Genomic DNA, 20,906 nt, shown 5'->3' on the forward strand with positions numbered 1-20,906 from the left:
GCGGCGGAATTGGTGTGCAGGCTCAGCATGGCAGGTCTCGGTGGTTGCTCGGTGGGTGGTTGATCCCTGCCCCTACAAGGCGGCTGCGGCACCCGTGGCCTTAAGCGCTTGTGGCGATCACCGCACCCGCTGTGACGTTGATCACATGGGCGGGCCCACCGCCGGCCTTGGGCGGTGGGGCAGGGTGGCGGCCGGCTTGCTTGCGGTCGGCAGGTGAGCGCGTGCGACAGGCGGATGGCGGCCTTGCCCGTCGACCCCCGGGCGGGACCCCGACGGCGCTGCGGTCGGTTGCCGAGTGCGGCGGGCTCCGGACGGACCTCGTGCCGCCAGGTGGCGCGCACCCCGGTCCTGGCCTTGCACGCAGAAGGCGCCCGCACCGTCTGCCGCGGCGACGGTGCGCGCACGCGGGCGACGCTCACATGCGTGGGGCCAAGCAGGGTGCGGACCGCTGCCCCAGGACGTGTTCCCCGGTGCGAGCGGCGACAATCGGGGGTTTGTGAGTTCTGGCGCACGACGATGAAAAAGGCAGCGGTGGAAGAGTCTGTGATCCGAGACGATGGCCTGCGTTACAAGGCCAAGCCGGCCGGCAGCCGTTTTCCCGGGGCGACCGGCCTCACCACCGGCACGATGTCGTGCTTCCGCTGCGGCGTTCACCGCCCCATTGCCGACCTGGAGTTCAAACCGGTCCTCGGCATCAAGCGCCGCGTGTGCCGGGCCGGCTGCCGGAAAACCGGCTGACACACCGGGTGCACACGCCGGTGGAGCGGAGTGCCCCCGCGGCCCGCAGGCGGCCTGCAATCATCGAGGCTGCTGAAGGCCAAAGCGTGGCCGACCCGCAAGCTGTGACACGCGGGCCACAGCGCCGGCGGCCGGGGACGCCGAGCACCCACGGGGACCTCCCTGCCGCCCACCGCTGGAGCCGTCGATGACCGCCGATCACCCCATCGCCCCACCCGAACCGCGCCTATCGTCCCCTTGGCGACTGCGTTTCTGGGCGATTTTCCTTGGCCAGAGCCTGTCGTTGCTGGGGTCTTCCCTTACGCAGTTTGTGCTGCTGTGGTGGATCACCGACACCACCGGCAGCGTGGCGGCGCTCGCGAGCGCGGGCACGGCCGCCCTGTTGCCACAAGCGCTGCTGAGTCCGCTGGGAGGGGCGTGTGCGGACCGTTACAGCCGGCGCTGGCTGATGCTCGGCGCCGACGCCGTGTGCGCCCTCAGCATGCTTGTGATCATTGCGCTGTTCGCGAGCGGGGCCGTGGCGGTCTGGCATCTGTATGTCCTGCTGGCCGTGCGCAGTGCCATGCAGGCGTTCCAGCTGCCGGCGGCGGCGGCCAGTGTCGCGACGCTGGTGCCCCGGTCGTTCTTGCCACGCGCCGCCGCGCTGAACCAAACGCTGAGTGGCCTCACCATGGTGGCCGCTGCGCCGCTGGGCGCCCTGGTGATCGGCGTCCTGCCCCTGGAATGGGCGCTGTCGATCGATGTGGCCACCGCCGTGCTGGCGATCGTGCCGCTGCTGCTGTTCGGCGTGCCGGCGGTGGTGCGCCAGGCACCGGTCGGGTCGACATCGATCACACGCGACCTGCGCGATGGTGTTGTGTACGTGTGGGGCACGCCCGGCCTGCGTTCGTTGTACGCCGTGCTGGCGGTGGTCGTGCTGGTCATCATGCCGGCGTTCACGCTGCTGCCGTTGCTGGTCAAGGTCCACTTCCAAGGCGGTGCAGCACAGGTCGCCCTGCTCGAAGGACTGTCCGGTGCCGGCATGGTGGCCGGCGGGCTGCTCATGACCGCGCTGGCGCCGCGCCGGCAGCTGCCCTGGGTCTTCGGCGGCTTTGCCCTGGCCTGCGGCTGTGTGGGCGCGGCGGCGGCGTTGCCGGCTGACTTGTATGCCGTCGCGGCCGTGTGTTGGGCGCTCAACGGACTGGCCTTTGTTGCCGGCAATGCACCGCTGGTCGCGCTGCTGCAACTGGTGGTGCCCCATGCGCTGCAAGGTCGGGCCCTGTCGCTGTTGGGTGCCATCACCAACCTGGCCGCGCCGATCGGGCTGGCGCTGGCGACCCCGCTCGGGCACGCCGTCGGTGTGCGCTGGCTCCTGGTGCTGGTCGGTGCGGCGGGTGCCGCCTGCTGTCTGATGGCGTTTGCCTTGCCATCGTTGCGCACGCTGCACCACGGGCAGTCCGGGGACGGCCTGTCGTCGGGCCGTGCTCCGCTCGCAGGGCGATCCGCGGACTGACGGACACCGCGCCCGGCGACCGACCGGTGCCAAGCACTCCTAGACGGCACCGAGGTGCCACAGTGGAAGTATGAGCGACCACTCGATCGGAAGGAGCGTCCACCATGAGACTACGACGATCGACCTCGATCTGGCCGAGAACGTGTTCCAGGTTCACGGGGTCAACGATCGTGGCAAGGCGGTGCTTCGCAAGCAGCTGAAGCGCGACCCGGTGACATCCTGCTTCGCGGTGCTGCCGTCCTACCTGATCAGCACCGGGGCTTATGCCGGCGCTCACCACTGAGCCCGCAAGCTTCCATCGCTCGGCCACCCGGTCAGGCGGATCGCGCTCCAGTTCGTCAGGCCTTACGTCAAGAGCAACAAAACGACGCAACCGACGCCGAGGGGATCGGCGAGGCCGTCAGCTGGCCGTCGATGCGCTTCGTGGCGATCAAAAACAATGAGCAGCAGGCGCTGCGCTCATGGCACCGCGTTCGCCAGCGGTTCTTCAAAGCTCGCACCGCGCAGGCCAACCCGATTTGTGGCCGGCTCGGCGAATACGGTCTGGTGGTGCCGCAGGGCATCGTCACATCGCCGCGCATACCGCCGTTGATCGAAGATGCGAACAACGCGCTGCTTGGCTGCTTCCGCCGGCTTATCCAGCCAGCTGCAGGCTGCCGTGACCAACGCGGCCACCTGGCGCCATACAGCGCCTGTCATGCCAGCGATTGGTCAGACCCCACTGCCGGCGTCCGTCATGGCCTTTAGCGAGCGGGCGTCATCGCGCGGCGCAGGGCATCGACCAACTGCTCGAGCGTGGCCGGTTTCTGCAGCACCTGCAGTCCCAGTGCGCGTGCCCGCTCGAGCTGTTCTGAGTACCCGGTGTACAGCACCACCGGGATCGGCGGTGCCGTGTTGCTGAATTGGTGCGCCAAGTCGATGCCATTGCGGTCGCCCGGCATGCGGATGTCCGACAGCACGACGTCCACCGGGCCGCTTGCCGCGCGATGCCAAGCCTCGTCCGCGTTGCTGGCGGTGCGGACCTCGGCGCCACAGGCCACCAGCAATTGCTGTGTCGCCTCCCGCACATCATCGTTGTCATCGACCAGCAACACGCTGGCTTTGAGTGACGTGTCGACGGCGCCAGCGGGTGGGCTTTGCGGCACGAGGTCCTCCCGACTGAGCGGCAAGACCAGGGTCAGCGTGGTGCCGACACCGAGCGCACTGGTCACCTCCACCGTGCCCCCGGCCTCGCGGCACATGCCAAACACCTGGCTGAGACCCAGACCGGTGCCTTTGCCCATGGGCTTGGTGGTGAAAAACGGCTCAAAGATGCGCGGCAGGTGCTCGGCGGCGATGCCGATGCCGGTGTCGGTCACCGACAGGCGCACCTGGTCCGGATGGGTGCTGTCGCGGGCCAGCCGGACGGTCAGGTGCCCACCCTCGGGCATCGCGTCGCGGGCGTCGAGCGCGAGGTTCAGCAGCGCCAGTTCAAGTTCGCTGGGATCGAGCAGCACGTGCACGGCCTCAAAGTCCGACACCGTGGTCAATTGGATGGCACGTCCCAGCGCCGGGCGTGCGAGGTCCAACATCGTCGGGACCACGGCGGCCAGGTCCAACAGCTGTGGCGCCAGCGGTTGCCGCCGTGCAAACGTCAGCAATTGGCGCGTGAGGCGGGCGCCCGACGCGACCGACCGCTTGATGCCGCTGAGCGCCCGGTCGGCCGTCGGACCGGTCCGACTGCGCTCGAGCAAGGTGGCGTTGCTGCCAATCACCATCAGCAGGTTGTTGACGTCGTGTGCCAGACCTCCGGTCAAGCCGGCCAGGGTTTCCATGCGCTGATGGTGCAGCACAATCTCCCGCGCGCGTTCGGCTTCCGCCACGGCCTTGGCGACTTCCTGCTTCATCCGGTCGGTGGATGCGGTGATCGTCACGGCCGCCTGCTGCATGGCCGCCAACGCCACATCCACCTCCACCAGCCCGGTGGGGGTGGTGGTGATCTGGCCGCCTTCCCCCAGGCGCTGGGCGGCACGGCGGATGCGCTCCACCGGTTTGGCAATGCCCCAGGCCAGCCACCACGCCAGCGTGGTGGCCAAGGCCATGAGCAGGATGGCGGCCAGGGCGAAGCGGCGCACCGCACGGATCAGGGTGCCGGTCACCTCCGACTCGGGCACGCCGATGACGAAGGTCCATTGGTAGCGCTCGGAGGTGACAAAGGAGGCCAACACCGGGTGACCTTCACGCGAGGTCGCCCAGTGCAGCCCCTCCCGGTTGGCGGCCAGTGCGGCCCGCGTCTGGGCACTGATCGGCCGTCCCACCAGCGATTCCGAGTTGCGTGAGCGGGCCACGATGATGCCCTGGCGATCGACGACCGAGCCAAACCACTTGCTCGGCAGCTTCTGGCTTTCGAGCACCGTCTGCAGGTGCGCGGCATAACCGCCCATCGACAGGTAGTGGCGCACGGTACCGTCCACCCGCACCGGCACACGCACGGCAAAGCTGTAGGCCTTGCCGAACGGTGCGTAATACAGGTCGCTCACGACGGCGCGGTCGCCGTTGTCGGCCAGGCCGTCGAAGGACACCCGGGGCAGCTCGCGGGTGCCGTATGGACGACGGGTGTTCAAGATCTGCTGGCCAGTCAGGTCCGACAGCGTGATGACGGTGCTGCCGTCGGGCGCGACCTGCCGCGCGTAGTCATAAAAGGACGCCAGGTCGCCGCGTTGCAATGCGGGTGACACGGCCAGCGTCCTGAGCAGCGACTCCCGCCGCGTCAACTCCTGGTCCACCACTTGCGACAATGCACGGGTCGTGCCGCGCAACTGTTCCTCAAACGCCTGTCGTTCCTCGACGTACAGACCGTAGATGGTGGCCAACGCCGCCATGCCCATCGGGACCATGCCGGCCAGCACCAGCAGCACGAGTCGGCCACGCACCGACAAGCGCTGCGGCAGCAGTCGCAAACTCACATTCATGGCGCCCTTTGAAGTGGGCGCGAGTCTACGGCAGCCCTGCGCCGGCTGATGCCCCCCAGGCGGGGCTGCCGGCTGCAGGTCGGCGGATCGCGGTGGACCGGTGGGTGGTCGGTGGGGACACCCCACGACGACAGCCAAAAGCCACTGCTGGGCTTCGGCATGGCCGAGCCCACTGCCGAGCAGATCATCGCCGTTGCCCTGGGCACCCATCTGACCCACCCGCAGGTCCCCGCCTTGGCGGTGCTGGACCTGGCCTTCCAAGGCTGCGAGGGGAGCGCGCTGCATGTTGAGACGGACGCCGGCGTTGCGTCTGTGCATTGGCTGCATCCCCCCAGCCCCTTTGCGGACCTGCTGCGGCAGGCGTTTGCGCCCGAGATCACGGCGCAGCAGGTGCAGTTGTGGACGTCCGGCAACGACTTCGTGGCGCAAGGTTTCCGCGCCCGGTGGGAGGCCGATGTGGTGGCGCCGTTGCTGCAACGCTACCGCCTGCGGCGCCGCTGACGGTCCTGGATTCGTGCAGGCCGGTGCGCTGCCGGCGCGGTGTCCGCACCGGCTGTGACGCGTTGCTGACCCCCCCGGCGGCGATACCCCGGGGTCGCGCGGTGCCCGGCGCGAGCGGGCGGCTGGCTTCGCCGCGGTCGTCCGACGCGGCGCGTGCGCCTGACCCGGACACCGGGCCCACCAGCGCTGGCCGATCACTCCGACGGCATTGACGGCCGGCCCCCGAGTGCGGCACCGGGGCACCTGCCGGCCGTCGGCACCCCTCACCCGGGGCCGCACGCTGCATTCCGACGCCGGCAGACGCGCCCCAACCTGGTTCATGGCCGCGGCGGGCCACGGGGACCACCGGGGTGCCGTTGGCCCCGCGGTCCCGCGCTCCGGGGGGCTCAGTGTTTACCCGGAGCCTGGCGGCGCGTTTGCCCGACTGGCCGGCGTTTATGCTCGCGCGCCGCCACCGCTGGGGTGCGGGCCCTGGGAACCACGCGATGCAAATCCTCCTTCGGATCGCCCATGCGATCGACCACTTGAACGACCGCTTTGGCACGCTGGCCAAATGGGCGGTGCTGGCCGCTTGTGTCATCAGCGCCGGCAATGCCGCGGTGCGCTATGCCGCCAACTACAGCTCCAATGCGCTGCTCGAGATCCAGTGGTACCTGTTCGCGGCCGTGGTCATGCTGGGCGCATCGCAGGTGCTGCGACTCAACGAACACGTGCGCGTGGACATCCTCTATGCGCGTTATCCAACGCGCATGAAGGTGTGGGTGGATGTGCTGGGGCTGCTGCTGTTCCTGATGCCGGTGATGACCTTGATGATGATCCTGTCCTGGCCGTTGTTCATGCGGGCCTTCGTATCCGGCGAGGTGTCGGGCAACGCCGGCGGGCTGATCCGATGGCCGGTGCTGCTGCTCATTCCGTTGGGCTTTGGCCTGCTGATCCTGCAAGCCCTGTCCGAAGTCATCAAGCGCATCGGCTGGCTGCTCCACCGCTACGAGATGGGCACCCATTACGAAAGGCCGCTGCAATGAACATGGAGAGCTTCGCGCCGCTCATGTTTGCGGGCTTGGTCGTGGTCATGCTCATCGGCTTCCCGGTGGCGTTTTCGCTGGCCGCGCTCGGCCTGGCCTCCGGCTTCTTCGCCATTGAACAGGGCTGGTTCCCGCCGGCGTTCATGTCCAACCTGCCGTTGAACGTGCTGGGCATCCTGTCGAACGACCTGCTGTTGGCGATCCCGTTTTTCACCCTGATGGGTGCCATCTTGGAAAAATGCGGGCTGGCGGAGGACCTGCTCGACTCGATGGGCCAGTTGTTCGGCCCGATGCGCGGCGGATTGGGGTATGCGGTCATCCTGGTGGGCTTCATCCTTGGCGCCATCACCGGCACGGTGGCCGGGCAGGTCATCGCCATGGCCATGATCGCGCTGCCGGTGATGATGCGCTACGGCTACGACATGCGCTACGCGACCGGCGTCCTGGCCGCGTCGGGCACGATCACCCAGCTGGTGCCCCCGTCGCTGGTGCTGGTGGTGATGGCGGACCAGTTGGGCCGCTCGGTGGGGGACATGTACAAGGGCGCCTGGGGGCCGTCGGTGCTGCAGGTGCTGATCTTTGCCGTGTACACGTTTGTGCTGACCCGCGTGCGACCGGCGCACCTGCCAGGATTGCCACCGGAGGCGCGCACATTGCAAGGGTGGGCGCTGTGGCGCAAGTGCCTGCGGGGCATCCTGCCATCGGCGGTGTTGATCTTCGCCGTGCTGGGCAGCATGGGCGGGCTGCCGGGCATCACCACGGCGGTGTGCACACCCACCGAAGCCGGTGCCATGGGCGCGTTTGGCGCCTTCGTGCTGGCGGCACTGCACCGGCGGCTGACATGGGCGCTGTTGAAGGACAGCCTGGCCGGCACCATGCGCATCACGGCCATGGTGGTCTTCATCCTGATCGGCTCGCGGGTGTTTTCGCTGGTGTTCCAGGGCGTGGACGGTGGCATCTGGATCGAGCACATGTTGCGCAGCCTGCCCGGCGGCCAACTTGGGTTCCTGATCGCCGTCAACGTGTTTGTCTTTTTCCTGGCCTTTTTCCTGGACTTCTTCGAGATTGCCTTCATCATCCTGCCGCTGCTGGCCCCGGTGGCCGACAAGCTCGGCATCGACATGATCTGGTTCGGGGTGCTGCTGTGCGTGAACATGCAGACCAGCTTCATGCACCCGCCGTTTGGCTTTGCGTTGTTCTACCTGCGCGGCATCTCCGACACGCTCTACAAGGGCGGCGCGCTGCCGGCGAAGGTGGCGTCCAAGGACATTTACCTCGGCGCGGTGCCTTTTGTGATGCTGCAGATCCTGCTGGTGGTCATCGTCATCTTCGTGCCGCAGACCGTCACGGTGTTCTTGGACAAGACCGAGGCGGTGGACCTGGACAAGGTGCAGATGCCGGAGCCGGAGCGGCTGGACGAGGAGACCGGGGCACCGTCGGCCGACGAGCTGATCACCACCCCGCCGTCGACCGAGGCGGAGCCCGCCAGCGCGCCGCGATGAGCACCGACACGCCGATTGCCAGCGGGCCGTCGTATTCACTGCCGGCCAAGGGCCTTGCTTGTGGCTTGGTGCTGCTGGTGGCGGTGACGGCCTGGCGCGCCTGGCCGCAGCTGGGCGCGCCCGAACTGGTGTACCAGCGCCTGGCGCTGGGGGCCGGCGTGTTGTGGCTGCTGATCGGCCTGTGCGCCATCCTGCGCAGTCACACGGCAGTGCACCCCACCTGCATCGTGCAGCGCGGCCTGTGGCGGCGCTGCGTGGCGTACAGCGACATCACCCATGTGAAGCTGGTGCACTGGCCCTGGCTGAGCTGGCTGGTGGCGCCTCGCCTGGTGGTGAAACTGCGAGGCGGCGGCACCGCGACGTTTTTTGCGCGTGACGTCGACCTGCTCCAGCGGGTGGCCCGGGCCACTTATTGACTGCTGCACCAGCGACGCGCTGGGACCGCGGATAGAAACGGGTTGGGCTGATGGGTCACCGCGCAGCGCGGAAATCCCGAACGGCAGCGTGGTCGACGGACGTCTTCCTTCGTCCATCCACACCGCCATGGAACTGCTTCCTTTTGCTTTGCTTGCCCTCGCCGGGGCCGTCCTGTTGGCCGCGCTGCCTGCGTGGCACATCGGCCATGCCGGGCGGGATGTCACCTTGTTGGGGAGAGTCGCCGGTGTGCTCGCCGCCGGTGCCGGCCTGGCCGCCATCGTCTAGCGGCCGGTTCCGACGGGTGTGCCGCCGGGTCAGTGCGGCGAGGGCACCAGGTCGCTCGCCCACAGTCCTGGACGCTGCCTCGACGGTCACCCTGGTCTTGCCGCTGCGGGAATGGCACCGATCGCGGGGCCGCGTGCAGTGCCCACGCCATGCCGCGTCGGCGTCTCGAACGTCCACGTGCAACTGTGCGGGTACCCGGGGGCCGCTCGGCGACGCCGTGGGCCAGCATCACGCCGGTGTTGTTCCGATGCACCTCGGCCTGCCCACAGTGACGTCGCCATCGCGCACGGGGCGCAGCGGGGTGGTGCCGACCACGGGGGTGAGGAACGCCAACCCGCATCGCACACCAGCCCGTCGCCACGCTGCGCTGCCCGTGCGTCGCTCGATGCGCTCTGCCGCGCCCGCGCCGGACACGGCGCTTGCGCCGGCGCGTCAGGCGGCGGCGGGCACCTTGAACACGGCCATCGCGGACACCAGCTGCTGCGCTTGCAGCTTCAGGCTTTCGGCGGCCGCCGCGGACTGCTCCACCAGGGCCGCATTCTGCTGGGTCACCTGGTCCATTGCAGTGACGGCTTCGCCAACCTGGCCGACCCCGGCCGCCTGCTCCCGCGAGGCTGAGCTGATCTCCCCCACGATGTCCGACACACGGCGGATGGAGGCCACCACCTGCTCAAGTGTGGTGCCCGCGTCGTCCACTTGGCGGGTGCCCTGTTCAACACGCTCCACACTCTGCGCGATCAGTCCCTTGATCTCCTTGGCGGCCGCCGCGGAGCGCTGCGCCAACGTGCGCACCTCGCTGGCCACGACGGCAAAACCCCGACCCTGTTCGCCAGCCCGTGCGGCTTCGACGGCGGCGTTCAACGCCAGGATGTTGGTCTGGAACGCGATGCCATCGATGGTGCCGATGATGTCCGTGATCTGGCGGGAGCTGTCGCTGATGCCCTTCATCGTCGCGACCACCTGCTGGACCGCGTGGCCGCCCTGGGCGGCAACCTGGCTGGCTGCTTGTGCCAGCTGATTGGCCTGCTGGGCATTGTCCGAGTTGGCGCGCACCGTGGAGCCGAGCTCTTCCATCGAGGCGGCGGTTTGTTCCAGCGCCGAGGCCTGGTTCTCCGTCCGCGACGACAGGTCGCTGTTGCCTGACGAGATTTCGGCGGAGGCCGTGGCGACGCCTTCGGCGTTGGACCGCACGTCGGTGACGATGGTGGCCAGGCGTCCTTGCATGTCCTTCAACGCGGCGAGCAGCTGCGCCGTCTCGTTGTGGCCACTGGCGTCGAACACCGTGGTGAGGTCACCTGCAGCCACGCTGCGCGCGACCTGGACGGCCTGGTTCAGCGGGCGGGTGGTCGAGCGGATCAGCCAGACGGCGATGACCAGTGCCATCAGCAGTGCGCCGGCGATGCAGGTGCCCACGGTCGCCTGGGTGACCGCCACCTCCTGGTCGGCTTCTTCGCCCGCTTGCACCATCATCTGGTCGCCGATGGTGACCATGTCGTCGACGGCCTTCATGTAGGCGATCTGCCGCGGGATGACATCGGCCACCAGGGTCTGCTTCGCTTCGTCCAGCTGGCCGGCCTGCAGCAACTTGATCAGCTTGTCACGCGGTGCGCGGTAGGCGGCCCGCACGGCCGACAGCTGCTCAAATGCGGCCTTGCTGTCCGCGGTCGTCATGACGTTCTTCAGGTGATCAAACTGCGCCGACGTCCGCTTGCTGACCTCGTCGATCTCCGCCTTCAGCGCCGCCAGTTGCGCCGGCTCGGTGAGGATGAACATGTCGCGCAGCGCCCGGGCGACGGTGGCGTTGCCTTCCTTGATGACCAAAAGGCGCTTGATCGTGGGATACCGCTGGTCCAGTGCGCCGTTGAAGTCCTCGTTGATGGCGTGCACCCGCATCAGCGCGGACACGCCCAGCACGATGATGACCAGCGCCATGGCGGCAAAGCCAATCACGAGCCGGGTGGAGATCTTGAGGTGCTTCATGGTGACCTTGCAGTGCAATGCCACGCTATCGGCGCCCGGCCGGATTTCTCAAGCCCTGCGGGCCGTCGCCCGCATATGGCGTGGCTGGATGCGCAAGCTCAGCGTTCCCGTGCCGCCGCCCTCGCGCAGCACCCCGCACCCGGCACGCCGCGGGCGGTGCCAGCGGCACGGACACTCGGATCTGCTCCCCGGTGATCACCAGTCGGCCGGGGTGCACGGCTGCCTCCGCCGCCTGGTGGCAGGAGCGGGGTGGGGCGGTGTGCGCCAGTGGCGGGCGCAAGCCGCGTTGTTCTTTTCCGTCGCTGCACGTACCGGCTGACGCGGTGGACGGGGCGGTGTGTGCGCGGGGGGGTGGGCACGTCGCGTCAGTCCGGGGGGCGGTCTGCCACCGGCCGAACCGCGACCTCGTTGCCACCGCCGTGCGGTGACAGCCGGGGGTCGGGGCGCGGACCGCGATCGTCCGGGCGCCCCGTGCCGGTGTGGATTGGTCGGGCGGGTGTCCGTACGCGCTGCGCCGTTGCCAAGGGCGGGTACCCTCGGCCAATGCCGTCCGATGCCGATCCTGCCCGCCCGTCCAATGCCGCCAGTGCGGCGCCCTGGCCCCTGGTGGCCGTGCTGACCCTGGTCTGGGGCACCAATTGGCCGCTGTTTGCGCTCGCGGTGCAAGAAGTCTCCGTCTGGACCTTCCGCGCGGTCAGCGTGGTGGTGTCCGGCACGGTGCTGCTGCTGTGGAGTCGCAGCCAAGGCGAATCGTTGCGCATTCCGCGTCGCCACTGGCTTGCCACCGTGGCGGCCGCCTTGGCCTATCTGGGTGTATGGAACATTGCCAGCACCTATGCCGCGGTGCTGATTCCCTCCGGCCAGGCCGCAGTGCTCGGTTTCACCATGCCCTTGTGGGCTGCGCTCGGCGGGCACTTCGTGCTACGGCAGCGACTGGACGCCACGTCGTTGCTGGCCCTGGCGCTCGGCGGTGCCGGCGTGCTGCTGCTGGCGTGTGTGGGCTGGGACCGCAGCGCCTCCACGCAGCTCGGCTTCGCGCTGGGCCTGCTTGCGGCCATCGGCTGGGCCGCCGGCACCTTGCTGCTCAAGCGCTTTCCCGTGCCGGTGAGCACCAGCGTGCTCACCGGCTGGCAACTGCTGTGCATCGCTGTGCCCATCGGGGCGGTGGCGCTGGTCACCGGCACACGGGAATGGTTCCTGCCGTCCTGGCCGAGCCTGGCGGTCATCGGCTACATCAGTGTGGTGCCGATGGCGGTGGGCAATGCGGTCTGGTTCCGCATCGTGCGCAGCGTGCCGGCGCATGTGGCCGCGCTCAGTCCGGTGCTGGTGCCAGTGGTGGCCATGGTGACCGGCGCCTGGGTGGATGGCGACCCGCTGGGCCGTTATGAGTGCCTCGCGATGGCACTGTGTTTGTCCGGGGTGGCGCTGAACCTGCGAACGCGCACGCCGCCCACCCGCCGCGGACCCGCCCGCTGAGGCCGCGCATTGCCGGTAAGGTGCAGCGACGCGTCAGTTGCGACCCCGCACATGCTGCGCATTGGCACCGCCTCGCACACACCAATAACGCAGCGCAATGGACGGGATGGCGCTCAACAGGTCCGCGTTGGGTCCCACCCGCTGGACGAACACAGCAAACGTGCCGTCGCTGGAGAACTCGTGAGTGGCCGTTTGGAAGGCCACGCCGGCAACGCCCATGAAGGGGTGTCCGATCGGCAGGCCACTGCCGGCGGCAGCCGGCGTCGTGTCCAGCAGGGATCCGATCTCGTCCACCGTGGGCAACCGCCATCCGCCGCGTCCTCCCGTACGCACCAGCATGCACGCGGTGTGCGCCGCCGCGTGGGCGAGGGCGGTCTCCGCGGGCTGACGTTGCCAAACCAATCCGGTTTCCCGATCCAGGACGGCTTCCAAGTTCCAGTTGGCGAGCACCACGAAGCGGGACGCCGCAGGCAGCTGCTGATCCCAGGACGGGGTGGCGTAGTACGGGCCGGGAGCCACGGTTTGCGCCCCTGCCGGATACCCGCCGAGCAGGGCCCCGGCCAGCACAAGCGAACCTGTCCAAGGTGCTGCCGCTTGCGCCGCCGATCGAGTCACCCGCTCCGCCACGTGTCGCGGGATGTCGTGCCCAACGCCGGACCGTCGACTGCAGCGGGCCGCTGTCGCCTGAGGGGCGGACGCCCCGGTGGGTCTGCGTCGCCGAAACCGCCGACCCGCGGCTTGCGCGCCACGCGACAGCACCTGGCCGATGAACGGCCCATACCATGGGAAGCGAGCTGGATGGCACATGGATGGTTGACGGCACGTAGGTTCGCCGTTGCCGTGAGTGTGGCCTGCTTGCGAGGACTTCGACACTGTCGAATTAGGGGCAACGTGGTTGCTGCGAGCCGGCGGTCGGTTTGAAGTCTTGGTGCACGTCCCCGGACGGGCGCTGCCTGGCGCAGGGCGTCTGCACAGCCCTCAGCCCGATCCAGCCAGGTGGGCTGGCAGGTGTCGGCCCGTGCCTTGGGCGCAACGTGCGATCTGGGAACCGGCGTGCCAGCTCCCCCGGGCCGGGCGATGTGACGCGCCCTACACCTATGCCGCTGGCCAGTGCCGCCGTCGGTGGCATCGACCGGCGATGTGTCCTGCCGAGACGCACCCGCTTGTCCGTGGTGTGTGAACCTCAGTGGGCCACAGGAGGCACGCGGTCCGCAGCCGGCCGTCGGGCAGGACAAATAAAAGTTTACAGGCGGCCCGTGACGGCGCGGTGACCGGTGCGGCCAGCAGCGGTCCGGTGATGATTTGGACCACGCCCGACCAACCGCGAGCAGACAGCCGGCGCGACCAGTCACTGCGCCGCTGCGCGCAGGCGCCGCACCCGCTGCGGTGCACGGCGCTTGCCGGCCTACCGGGTCACCGAGCAGGCTTCGCGGAGCGGCTGTCACTGCAGACGGTAGCGGACGGTGTGGAGATGCCGGCGCCAGCACACACCCTGATCGAGGCAGCCTGCGACGGGTTTCAAGGCTACCTGTACGTGCGGCCGATGCAGTTGTCCGTTGGCTGAGCTGGGCGCACGACCGCGTTCGTGGCGCCGAGCCTGACAGGCTGCATGGGGTAAGGCACGGCCAGCGGCCATCGGCCATCGCGCAAGGCCGGGATATGGGCCGCGTCACAGCGGCACGTCGACCTTGTAGGCCAGCTTCTGCACTGCCGCTTCGATCGCGCTTTGCACACGTGCTTCGAACATGAACGTCAATGCGCGTTGATCGGCAATCGTTCCTTCAAACTCGACCCAGTGATCGAGCCACGCCACATGTGCCACCCAGGGCAAAGGCCAAATGTCGAGCGAGTACCAGGCCGCGAATTCACAGGTCCGCAGGCTGGCTCGATGGACGATCAAACCGGTGAAAGCTGGCATGTGCAACTTCCCGTCGAGCAGGCGTCCGCATCACCGACTTGTCGGCCCGCCGACCTGCACCAGCGTCAACGTGCTTCGTGTGTCGGTCGAGCGGTCCGGCGTGGTCTGACGCGCCAGGCGCAAGCCGCAGCGCCCGTACAGCGAGGCACTGCCAACCGGAACCAGGCTGCCATCGACCTGCGTTGCACCATGGTGGCGGACCACGTGCTGGAGCAGGGCGGACGCGACGCCCTGGCGCCTGAACGCGGGTCGCACGCAGAGCAGCACCACGGACTGCGCGCGCAGCACCACGAAGCCGATGATCCGTCCGGCCGCACCGCGCTGGGCGACCACGGCGGTCGCTCCAGTGAGTGCCAGGCGGACCGTGCTCGCCGACGCGGCGATTTGGGTGCTCCCACTCACGCATTCCAGCCACAGAAAGGGCAGGTCGGCGTACTCATGCAAGCGCACGCGACTCAACGAGTACTCGGAGCGCACAACGGAATCCAAGGCGTCCACGCTCGCCTCCGTTGAAATTCAATAAAGAGTTTTGGCCCCCGCTGTGGTGCAAGGGGCCAAATAGGGGTGCAGGCTGAAGGCGCTGCGCGGAACGAGTCTGCCGGACAATCCGGCGCCAATCAGAAGCCGACGCGGGGGAACGAGGTCATGGGGTTATCCTGGCGGTTAAATTGAGGACTGGGTGAACTCAGAAGCCAACGCGCGGAAAACCGGGGGCTTGATTCGTCGGGTGCTGCATGGAGGCTCCTGAACAAACTGCGTTTCGATGGAATGCAGTTTGTCGGAGCCCGCGCGGTGCCGGTACCTGCACGACCATGTAGGGTGGTGGAGCGGCACGCTCAGGGGGCCGCCGTCCACTTCCGCGCCCGGCGCCGGGCTGGCCGGGGGTGCCGTTGGCACCGGTAAGGCCGTCGTGTGGCTCGCCCTCCCGGGCGGCCACGGGCTCACAAGAGGTTGTGCGCCTTCGCCTTGAGAATCGCCTGGGTGCGGGACGAGGCTTTGAGCTTGCCGTACGCGTTGCGCAGGTGGAAGCTCACGCCATGCTCGGACAGGCCCAAGATCTGGCCGATGGCCCAGCTGCTCTTGCCCTCCATGGCCCACTTGAGCACTTCGATCTCGCGTTTGGTCAGCTTGGGCGCCAGCCCCTGCGGGACGGGTGCCGGAGTGAGCAGGCGCGATGCGGCGGTCTGGGCATGAACCGCCAGCAGTTGCAGGTCCGCCATCATCCGGGACAGGTGCTCGTCGTGCGGCAGCGATTGGTCACGGTCCACACCGAGGAAGAAGTGCCGACCCTCCGGCAGGTGCAGCGCCAAGGAGATGCCACTCTTGTAGCCGAAGGGTGCCTGCTCTTCCCACAGATCGCCGGCCTGCTCCTTCACGTAGAGCTCTTGGTCGTAGGCGAACGGCACGGACAGGGACTTCAAGCGCTTGATGACCGGGTCGCGCACCACCGCGTCCGGGCTGCGTGATGCGGTCGCAAAGGCGGGTGGGATGTTGCCGACCTCGTGCAACTGGTGGTTGCCGAGCACCGGATCTTCGACGACCAGCACACTGGTGACGAGCGAAAAATCAAGCGCGCCCGCCATCGCTATCAGGCGCGTGCGAAAGGTGTCGATATCGTCGGCCTGACTGACGTCGAAATAATGCTTGAGCAGCATGCTGATCAGACCCTACACGATCCGCTAGTTGGCGCGGTGCACTTCATGTCCCACACTTTGTCATTCACTCTTCAGGAGTTCCCCATGGAAGTTCCCGTGTGGTCGGTGGTAACGTGGACGCCCGTCCTCGTTTCCGTATCTGAATTTAACCGCTCGCTGTGTCGTTTCAGCCAACTGACGCTGGCCAAACTGCACGGTCATGCCGAAACGGGCGCAGATTATGGGCAAGTGCTGTGGACCACCACGGTCGACAAGCGCTTGGTGGGTCTGGCCTGGGACTGGGCGGCGCTGGCCAAAGGGGCGGTGGCCATGACCGATCCCATGAACGTGCTGTCCAACGTTGTGCTGCACGAGCGGGATGGCCGGATCCTGCCGGACGAGCAACGCATGGTGTACCTTTCCACAGCGGTGCACACGTTGCCCTGGCAGTCGCACGTGCTGTCCCGAGACCGGCAGCTGCAACTGCAGGACGGTCGCCGCAGCAGTCCCAATCCCGCCACCCCGTTTGCGCTGGCGGCCTGAACCGGCTGCACGGCGTACGTGTCGCCGGCGACCCCCCACGGGACTCAGCGAACTCCCATGGCCGTCGTGCTGGTGATCGACGACGATGCGATGGCATGCCAACTGGCGTGCGTGGTGCTGCGACATGCGGGGCACGACGTCCATGACGCACGCAGCGGTACCGAGGGCCTGCGCTTGGTGAGTGCGCTGCGACCTGACGTGCTCCTGCTCGACATGCACATGCCAGCAATGAGTGGCTTCGAGGTGGTCCAACGTCTGCGTGCGATGCCCGGTGGCGCCGACATCCGCGTGCTGGCTGTCACCGGCATGGCGATGCTCGGCGACGAAGCGGAGATCCGGCGGGCCGGCTGCGACGACTACCTGACCAAACCGTATGCGTACCGCCAGCTGCTCGCGGTCGTTGAACACCTGGCGACGAAGTCCTGCAGGTGAACCGGCTCAGTGGAGCGCGGTGACGCGGGGTGCGGCTGCTGCGTTGACATGTCGCACCAGGACCGTCGGCGCGTGCGCCGACGGAAACGGGACGAGTGCACACCGGCGAGGCGCCGCTGCGATCGGGTGCACGACCGACCGGCTGCCAAACGGTGTGTGGAACGTCAGAACAAGTGCCTCCTGGGGAGATTGGAGCTCCAGCGATGCCGTCGGGTCGTGGGCCGAAACGGCGTAGCGCGCCACCACCCACGCCTGTGACAGCACGAGCAAGCCCCAGGACGCCAAGCCCGCGACACGTTCGAACGTTCGCGCCTCGGCGCCGTGACCGGTGACCAAAGCGCTGGCCAACGACAGCAGCGGCCCATCATCGGCGGCAGCGAACAAGTGGCTCGTGGTTGCAGAGGTGAGGGGAATACACATCAGCCCGCCGGGCTGCCGGCTCCGAGCCAAAACCATCACGGACGGCACGACCGCGCCGCCCGACGAAATCACCGCGGCGGCGGATTCGGCATACCAGTCGTGCACGCCCTTCAACGCGTTCCATGAACTCACGGGGTGGCTCCTCGCTTTGACCCATCGCCAGTGGTGACCCGCCCGTGGGGCAAGGCATGTTCCTGGCTGCAGGCCACCGGGCCCGACGGCCCCCCGACGTCCTGCGTTGGCTGGGCTGGGGAATGCAGATGGCCCGCGGTGGTCGTCAATGGAACCGTCGGCTGTCAACCTGGCAATGGACCCCGGGGCAGAAGGCCCGCCTTTGTATGGCCTGCAGACGGTCAGGGGTGGCGGCCACCCCTTGGTGCCGGCTCATCATGGCCCCGGACGGCTCCTCGTTCCCGGGATGACCACATGCTGATGGGCGCGCTCGCCGCTTTGACAAACGCTGGCGGACACCCCGCGGCTCGCCACCTGCCACGCTGACGCCGACAGGGCCTGCCCACCCGGGCGCCGGTGTGCCTGCCGATGTGGTCGCGCTGGTCTCGGTGGACGGGCCCCGTATTGACGCCGTGGCACTCGGCTCAGGCCGCTGGCATTGCTTGGTGTGCCCCACGCCACACCATTCGTGCCCCCGGCCAACGCAGTTCGCGCGCTACCAAGGGGCTTGGCGCGGCGGATCCAGGCACAGTCGACGCAGCTGGGCTGCCACGTCTTGGATGAGGAGCGGCTTGGCGAGGAACGTGTCCATGCCCGCGGCCAGTGATGCGGTTCGGTTGGCGTCCGTTGCATCTGCGCTGGCGCCGAGGATCGGAAACGGCGCGATGCGCCCCGCACGCTGCCCGTCACGGATGCGCCGCGTTGCTTCGATGCCGTCCATGCCCGGCATGTTGACGTCCATGAGCACGGCTGCCGGAGCCTCCTGTTCGCAGATGTGCACCGCCTGCAGGCCATCGTCGGCTTGCACGGGCTCGTAGCCCATCGCCTCGGCCATGGCGCTCATGACGGCCTGGTTCACGGGGTTGTCGTCAACGATCAGCAGCTTGCGCATCGGTTGGGCGTCCCGCAGGGGATCGCTCAGGGTGTCGACGTCAAACGCCGGCTCCTGCGCCGCCGTCAGCAGCGCGATCTCCCACGGACTGAGCGGGAAAGCAAGGACGCGCCATCCCACCGGCACCTGCTCAAAGATCGGGTTGCCCAGCGGCGTGCAGAGCACACGCGTGGTGGCCGCTGGATACGGCAGATCCAGCCATTCGGTGGTCAGCGCCGGCAGGCTGGCTGTCATCTCGTAGGCAATGACCAACGCCGGCGGCTCGGTGAGCAGGCGGGATCGACTGCTGGCGATCGGTGACTGCGGACCGCAGGTCCGCACTCGCCAGCCGAAGCGCTCGAGCCTGCGGCGCAGGCTGTCACCCGCCGGCTCTTGAGGCAGACGCGCCCACGCCACCGCACCCTGCGCGTTGGGCAGGCGGAGATCGCGCACGGCGATGGCTTGACACGGCAGCCGCGCGTCCAGCACGAAGCCCTCGAACTCGTCATGCACCAACCGGAGGGTGGCCGCGGTGATGGGGCAGTTGCCGGCGCAAATGCGCAACGTGCCCTGGGACGCCATGGATGTGTGCACGCCAAGCGCGCGCAGAGCGCGATCGAGGCGGTCGCCCCGCGCCGCCGCCCCCGCGCCGGTGACGCGAAGTGTGGGGAAGCCCTTGTCATCGACGGATCCCAGCACCGAAATGAGGCCTGCGTCCAGCAGGTCCAACGCGCCGAGCAGCAATCGGTGCAGGCAGCGCACCACGGGGTCTGCATCCCCGTGCACGCGCAGCGTGACCACCTCAAGGTCGAAAGTGCAGGCCAACTGCTGCGCCACGATGCGCGGCGCCACCATCCGCGCGCTGTGGGTCAGGCACTCCGCAAAATCGAACGTCATGGGCTGGCCTCAAGCGCGGGGCAAAGGGAGCTCTTGTAGCGACTGGAGCACGCCGTGTCGAGCCCTGGGCGCATATTCACGACTGACGCCACCGAGAAGAAGAATTTTGAAACAAGCACCTGTGAGGGCACCACCTACGCGTCGTGCGTCGCCCGACGCTTGTCACCCTGTTCTCCGCAATCGGCGCGGCCGCTTCAAGGGTCAACCGAGCAGCGATGGACGTACAAGCGTCTACTTGCTGGGCGCAGAAGGCGGACGCCGTGTTCGCGTGCCGCCTGCACTTGAACGAGTCACGTCTTCGTGGCATCGCCCTCAACGGGCGATGGGGTGTCACGACCAGCACAGCAGCGCACGTCTGCAGACGCAACAGGGCCCAACGCTAACGTCTGCGCAGTGCCGTCGAGACGCGCGTCGCTGAGGTTGACCAGGCCGGGTTCAGCAGATCGACCCCGACCCCTTTGCACTTGATCCATGGGCCGCCCGGGTGGCCCGTGCCATCCCACGCGGCGAGCGCCGCCCGAGCGTCGTGCTCGTGTTCATAACAGTAGCGGCGCTGGTACCCGTTCTTGTTCACTGCTACCGCCAAAGCGGTCGTGAAGGCAAAGGGTTGCAGCGCACACACCACGCCAGCTTTGAGCACGAGATCGGTGTAGCGCAATGCATGCAAAGCGCTCCAGAGCCGGGCGTCCGGTGCCTCAGGGGTCATCGGTCCTGTGGAGTCCATGCCCTAGTCTAAAGCGGCTCGCGGGACAAGCATCGGGCGCTGCGCACGACGCGGCGCTTCAGGTGCCACGTGCAATGAGCCACGTGACATCGACCGATCCCGTCTGGGGGGCTGCAGGCCGTCAGGGCGGCCGGCCAGCGTCACTTTTGCGTGCCATGTCCGGCGATACGGGGCCTTACGGCAACCGGTGCTCACACTCTGGCGCACACCCCCTAGATTGCCGCGCGCGCTGCGGATCAGTGAACGTTAGATTGATGGCGTGTGTCCGAGCAGCACAACGCAGGGGAGCAGTGCCATGTCCAGATTCCGAGTGGTTCGACGATGGGGCGTGACCCTCTCGATGGGGTTGGCACTGGCAAGCGGGCAAGCAGCGGTGATTTTGACGGGTTCTCCTACGATGACCACGCCACCTGAAATGCTTGACCCGCTGGGCAGCTTGGGCGGCGGTCTGGGCGCCGGCCAGTTCTTGGTTCCCGTGCGCTATGAGGATTTCGCGGCGCTCGCACAGTGGCACTTCAGCCTTGACTACGACGTCACCGTGGCGGCTCCCTTCGATGCCGGTGGCCTCCATCAATCCGTCTATGCGGCCGTGTCCGCAGGCACGCCTTCACAGATCACGTCCAGCGGCGTGCAGGAACCGGGTCGCCTCACCGACATCTCCGGTTTCTTCGAGGTTCCTCGCGACGGCGATGGGACCTTGGCGTATGTGCTGTTTGTGTACCTTGCCGGCCGTGAGGGCGCGGACCCGGACGTTCGGGTCCTAGACGACGTGCCGACGGAAGTGCCGGCGCCGGCCACGCTCGTCTTGGTGCTCGTTGCACTGGCCGCGTTGCACCGCACTGGCCGCAGGCAGCCGGTGTTCCGCTAGCAGAGCGTTGTGGTGGTCGTCCCTAGGCGTCGCCGTTGGGGTCGGCTTAGGCTCGAAACGG

General features: G+C 67.9%; 22 protein-coding genes. 13 read left to right on the plus strand and 9 right to left on the minus strand.

Annotated elements, in window-relative coordinates; all coding sequences use genetic code 11:
* Positions 1–516 precede the first annotated feature (516 nt).
* From VO99_RS24120 to VO99_RS30530, 4 genes are all read left to right on the plus strand, one after another.
* Positions 517–738 (plus strand): hypothetical protein, encoded by a 222-nt coding sequence (locus VO99_RS24120; RefSeq protein ID WP_046115507.1) that lies wholly within the window; start codon positions 517–519, stop codon positions 736–738.
* A 187-nt stretch (positions 739–925) separates the two neighbouring features.
* Positions 926–2,230 (plus strand): MFS transporter, encoded by a 1,305-nt coding sequence (locus VO99_RS24125; protein ID WP_083440894.1) that lies wholly within the window; start codon positions 926–928, stop codon positions 2,228–2,230.
* 70 nt (positions 2,231–2,300) lie between these two features.
* Positions 2,301–2,513, plus strand: a complete 213-nt coding sequence (locus VO99_RS29190) for a hypothetical protein (protein ID WP_052736594.1) — start codon at positions 2,301–2,303, stop codon at positions 2,511–2,513.
* 131 nt (positions 2,514–2,644) lie between these two features.
* Entirely contained in the window at positions 2,645–2,977 is a 333-nt protein-coding gene (locus VO99_RS30530) for a hypothetical protein (protein WP_157039756.1), read from the plus strand.
* On the opposite strand, the gene VO99_RS29195 is transcribed toward VO99_RS30530, so the two are convergent.
* Entirely contained in the window at positions 2,974–5,181 is a 2,208-nt protein-coding gene (locus VO99_RS29195) for an ATP-binding protein (RefSeq protein WP_198157045.1), read from the minus strand. The two genes, VO99_RS30530 and VO99_RS29195, sit on opposite strands and share 4 nt — an antisense overlap.
* Positions 5,182–5,340: 159 nt before the next feature.
* On the opposite strand from VO99_RS29195, the gene VO99_RS30990 reads away from it, so the two are divergent.
* The 5 genes from VO99_RS30990 to VO99_RS30535 all read left to right on the plus strand — a co-directional run bounded on the left by VO99_RS30990 (position 5,341) and on the right by VO99_RS30535 (position 8,911).
* Positions 5,341–5,682 carry a hypothetical protein gene (locus tag VO99_RS30990; protein ID WP_046115508.1) on the plus strand — a complete coding sequence of 114 codons (342 nt, stop codon included), beginning with the start codon at positions 5,341–5,343 and terminating at the stop codon, positions 5,680–5,682.
* A 485-nt stretch (positions 5,683–6,167) separates the two neighbouring features.
* Entirely contained in the window at positions 6,168–6,707 is a 540-nt protein-coding gene (locus VO99_RS24145) for a TRAP transporter small permease subunit (protein ID WP_046115509.1), read from the plus strand.
* Positions 6,704–8,209: a TRAP transporter large permease gene (locus tag VO99_RS24150; protein ID WP_046115510.1), complete on the plus strand. Its 1,506-nt coding sequence runs from the start codon at positions 6,704–6,706 to the stop codon at positions 8,207–8,209. Before VO99_RS24145 ends, VO99_RS24150 begins: the two co-directional genes overlap by 4 nt.
* On the plus strand, positions 8,206–8,625 hold the full coding sequence (locus tag VO99_RS24155) for a hypothetical protein (RefSeq protein ID WP_157039757.1): 420 nt from the start codon (positions 8,206–8,208) through the stop codon (positions 8,623–8,625). The genes VO99_RS24150 and VO99_RS24155 overlap by 4 nt, the downstream gene beginning before the upstream one ends.
* A gap of 127 nt (positions 8,626–8,752) precedes the next feature.
* Positions 8,753–8,911, plus strand: coding sequence for a hypothetical protein (locus tag VO99_RS30535; RefSeq protein ID WP_157039758.1), 159 nt, complete (start codon positions 8,753–8,755; stop codon positions 8,909–8,911).
* Between the two features lie 432 nt (positions 8,912–9,343).
* Here VO99_RS30535 and VO99_RS24160 read toward each other — a convergent pair whose 3' ends face one another.
* Complete coding sequence (locus tag VO99_RS24160) at positions 9,344–10,891, minus strand: methyl-accepting chemotaxis protein (protein ID WP_046115546.1); 1,548 nt, start codon at positions 10,889–10,891, stop codon at positions 9,344–9,346.
* Positions 10,892–11,503: 612 nt separating this feature from the next.
* Between VO99_RS24160 and VO99_RS24165 the strand changes: the two genes are divergently transcribed.
* Positions 11,504–12,367 (plus strand): DMT family transporter, encoded by an 864-nt coding sequence (locus tag VO99_RS24165; protein WP_198157046.1) that lies wholly within the window; start codon positions 11,504–11,506, stop codon positions 12,365–12,367.
* Between the two features lie 33 nt (positions 12,368–12,400).
* Here VO99_RS24165 and VO99_RS24170 read toward each other — a convergent pair whose 3' ends face one another.
* The 4 genes from VO99_RS24170 to VO99_RS31915 all read right to left on the minus strand — a co-directional run bounded on the left by VO99_RS24170 (position 12,401) and on the right by VO99_RS31915 (position 15,940).
* Positions 12,401–12,934 (minus strand): Lcl domain-containing protein, encoded by a 534-nt coding sequence (locus VO99_RS24170; protein ID WP_046115513.1) that lies wholly within the window; start codon positions 12,932–12,934, stop codon positions 12,401–12,403.
* A 1,102-nt stretch (positions 12,935–14,036) separates the two neighbouring features.
* Positions 14,037–14,285, minus strand: coding sequence for a hypothetical protein (locus VO99_RS30540; protein WP_157039759.1), 249 nt, complete (start codon positions 14,283–14,285; stop codon positions 14,037–14,039).
* A 30-nt stretch (positions 14,286–14,315) separates the two neighbouring features.
* Complete coding sequence (locus VO99_RS24180) at positions 14,316–14,783, minus strand: GNAT family N-acetyltransferase (protein ID WP_046115515.1); 468 nt, start codon at positions 14,781–14,783, stop codon at positions 14,316–14,318.
* Between the two features lie 443 nt (positions 14,784–15,226).
* Positions 15,227–15,940 (minus strand): LuxR C-terminal-related transcriptional regulator, encoded by a 714-nt coding sequence (locus VO99_RS31915; protein WP_046115516.1) that lies wholly within the window; start codon positions 15,938–15,940, stop codon positions 15,227–15,229.
* A gap of 84 nt (positions 15,941–16,024) precedes the next feature.
* Between VO99_RS31915 and VO99_RS24190 the strand changes: the two genes are divergently transcribed.
* Entirely contained in the window at positions 16,025–16,462 is a 438-nt protein-coding gene (locus VO99_RS24190; protein ID WP_157039760.1) for a DUF4902 domain-containing protein, read from the plus strand.
* A 57-nt stretch (positions 16,463–16,519) separates the two neighbouring features.
* On the plus strand, positions 16,520–16,894 hold the full coding sequence (locus VO99_RS24195) for a response regulator (RefSeq protein ID WP_046115518.1): 375 nt from the start codon (positions 16,520–16,522) through the stop codon (positions 16,892–16,894).
* A 6-nt stretch (positions 16,895–16,900) separates the two neighbouring features.
* Here the strand turns inward: VO99_RS24195 and VO99_RS24200 are convergent, their stop codons facing one another.
* The 3 genes from VO99_RS24200 to VO99_RS30545 all read right to left on the minus strand — a co-directional run bounded on the left by VO99_RS24200 (position 16,901) and on the right by VO99_RS30545 (position 19,959).
* On the minus strand, positions 16,901–17,446 hold the full coding sequence (locus tag VO99_RS24200) for a hypothetical protein (protein WP_157039761.1): 546 nt from the start codon (positions 17,444–17,446) through the stop codon (positions 16,901–16,903).
* A 535-nt stretch (positions 17,447–17,981) separates the two neighbouring features.
* Positions 17,982–19,253: a response regulator gene (locus tag VO99_RS24205; RefSeq protein WP_046115520.1), complete on the minus strand. Its 1,272-nt coding sequence runs from the start codon at positions 19,251–19,253 to the stop codon at positions 17,982–17,984.
* 379 nt (positions 19,254–19,632) lie between these two features.
* Positions 19,633–19,959 carry a hypothetical protein gene (locus VO99_RS30545; protein ID WP_198157047.1) on the minus strand — a complete coding sequence of 109 codons (327 nt, stop codon included), beginning with the start codon at positions 19,957–19,959 and terminating at the stop codon, positions 19,633–19,635.
* 313 nt (positions 19,960–20,272) lie between these two features.
* On the opposite strand from VO99_RS30545, the gene VO99_RS24210 reads away from it, so the two are divergent.
* On the plus strand, positions 20,273–20,845 hold the full coding sequence (locus VO99_RS24210) for a hypothetical protein (protein WP_157039763.1): 573 nt from the start codon (positions 20,273–20,275) through the stop codon (positions 20,843–20,845).
* Positions 20,846–20,906 lie beyond the last annotated feature (61 nt).

It is taken from the genome of Aquincola tertiaricarbonis, assembly GCF_000969605.1.
GTDB classification, from domain to species: domain Bacteria; phylum Pseudomonadota; class Gammaproteobacteria; order Burkholderiales; family Burkholderiaceae_C; genus Aquincola; species Aquincola tertiaricarbonis.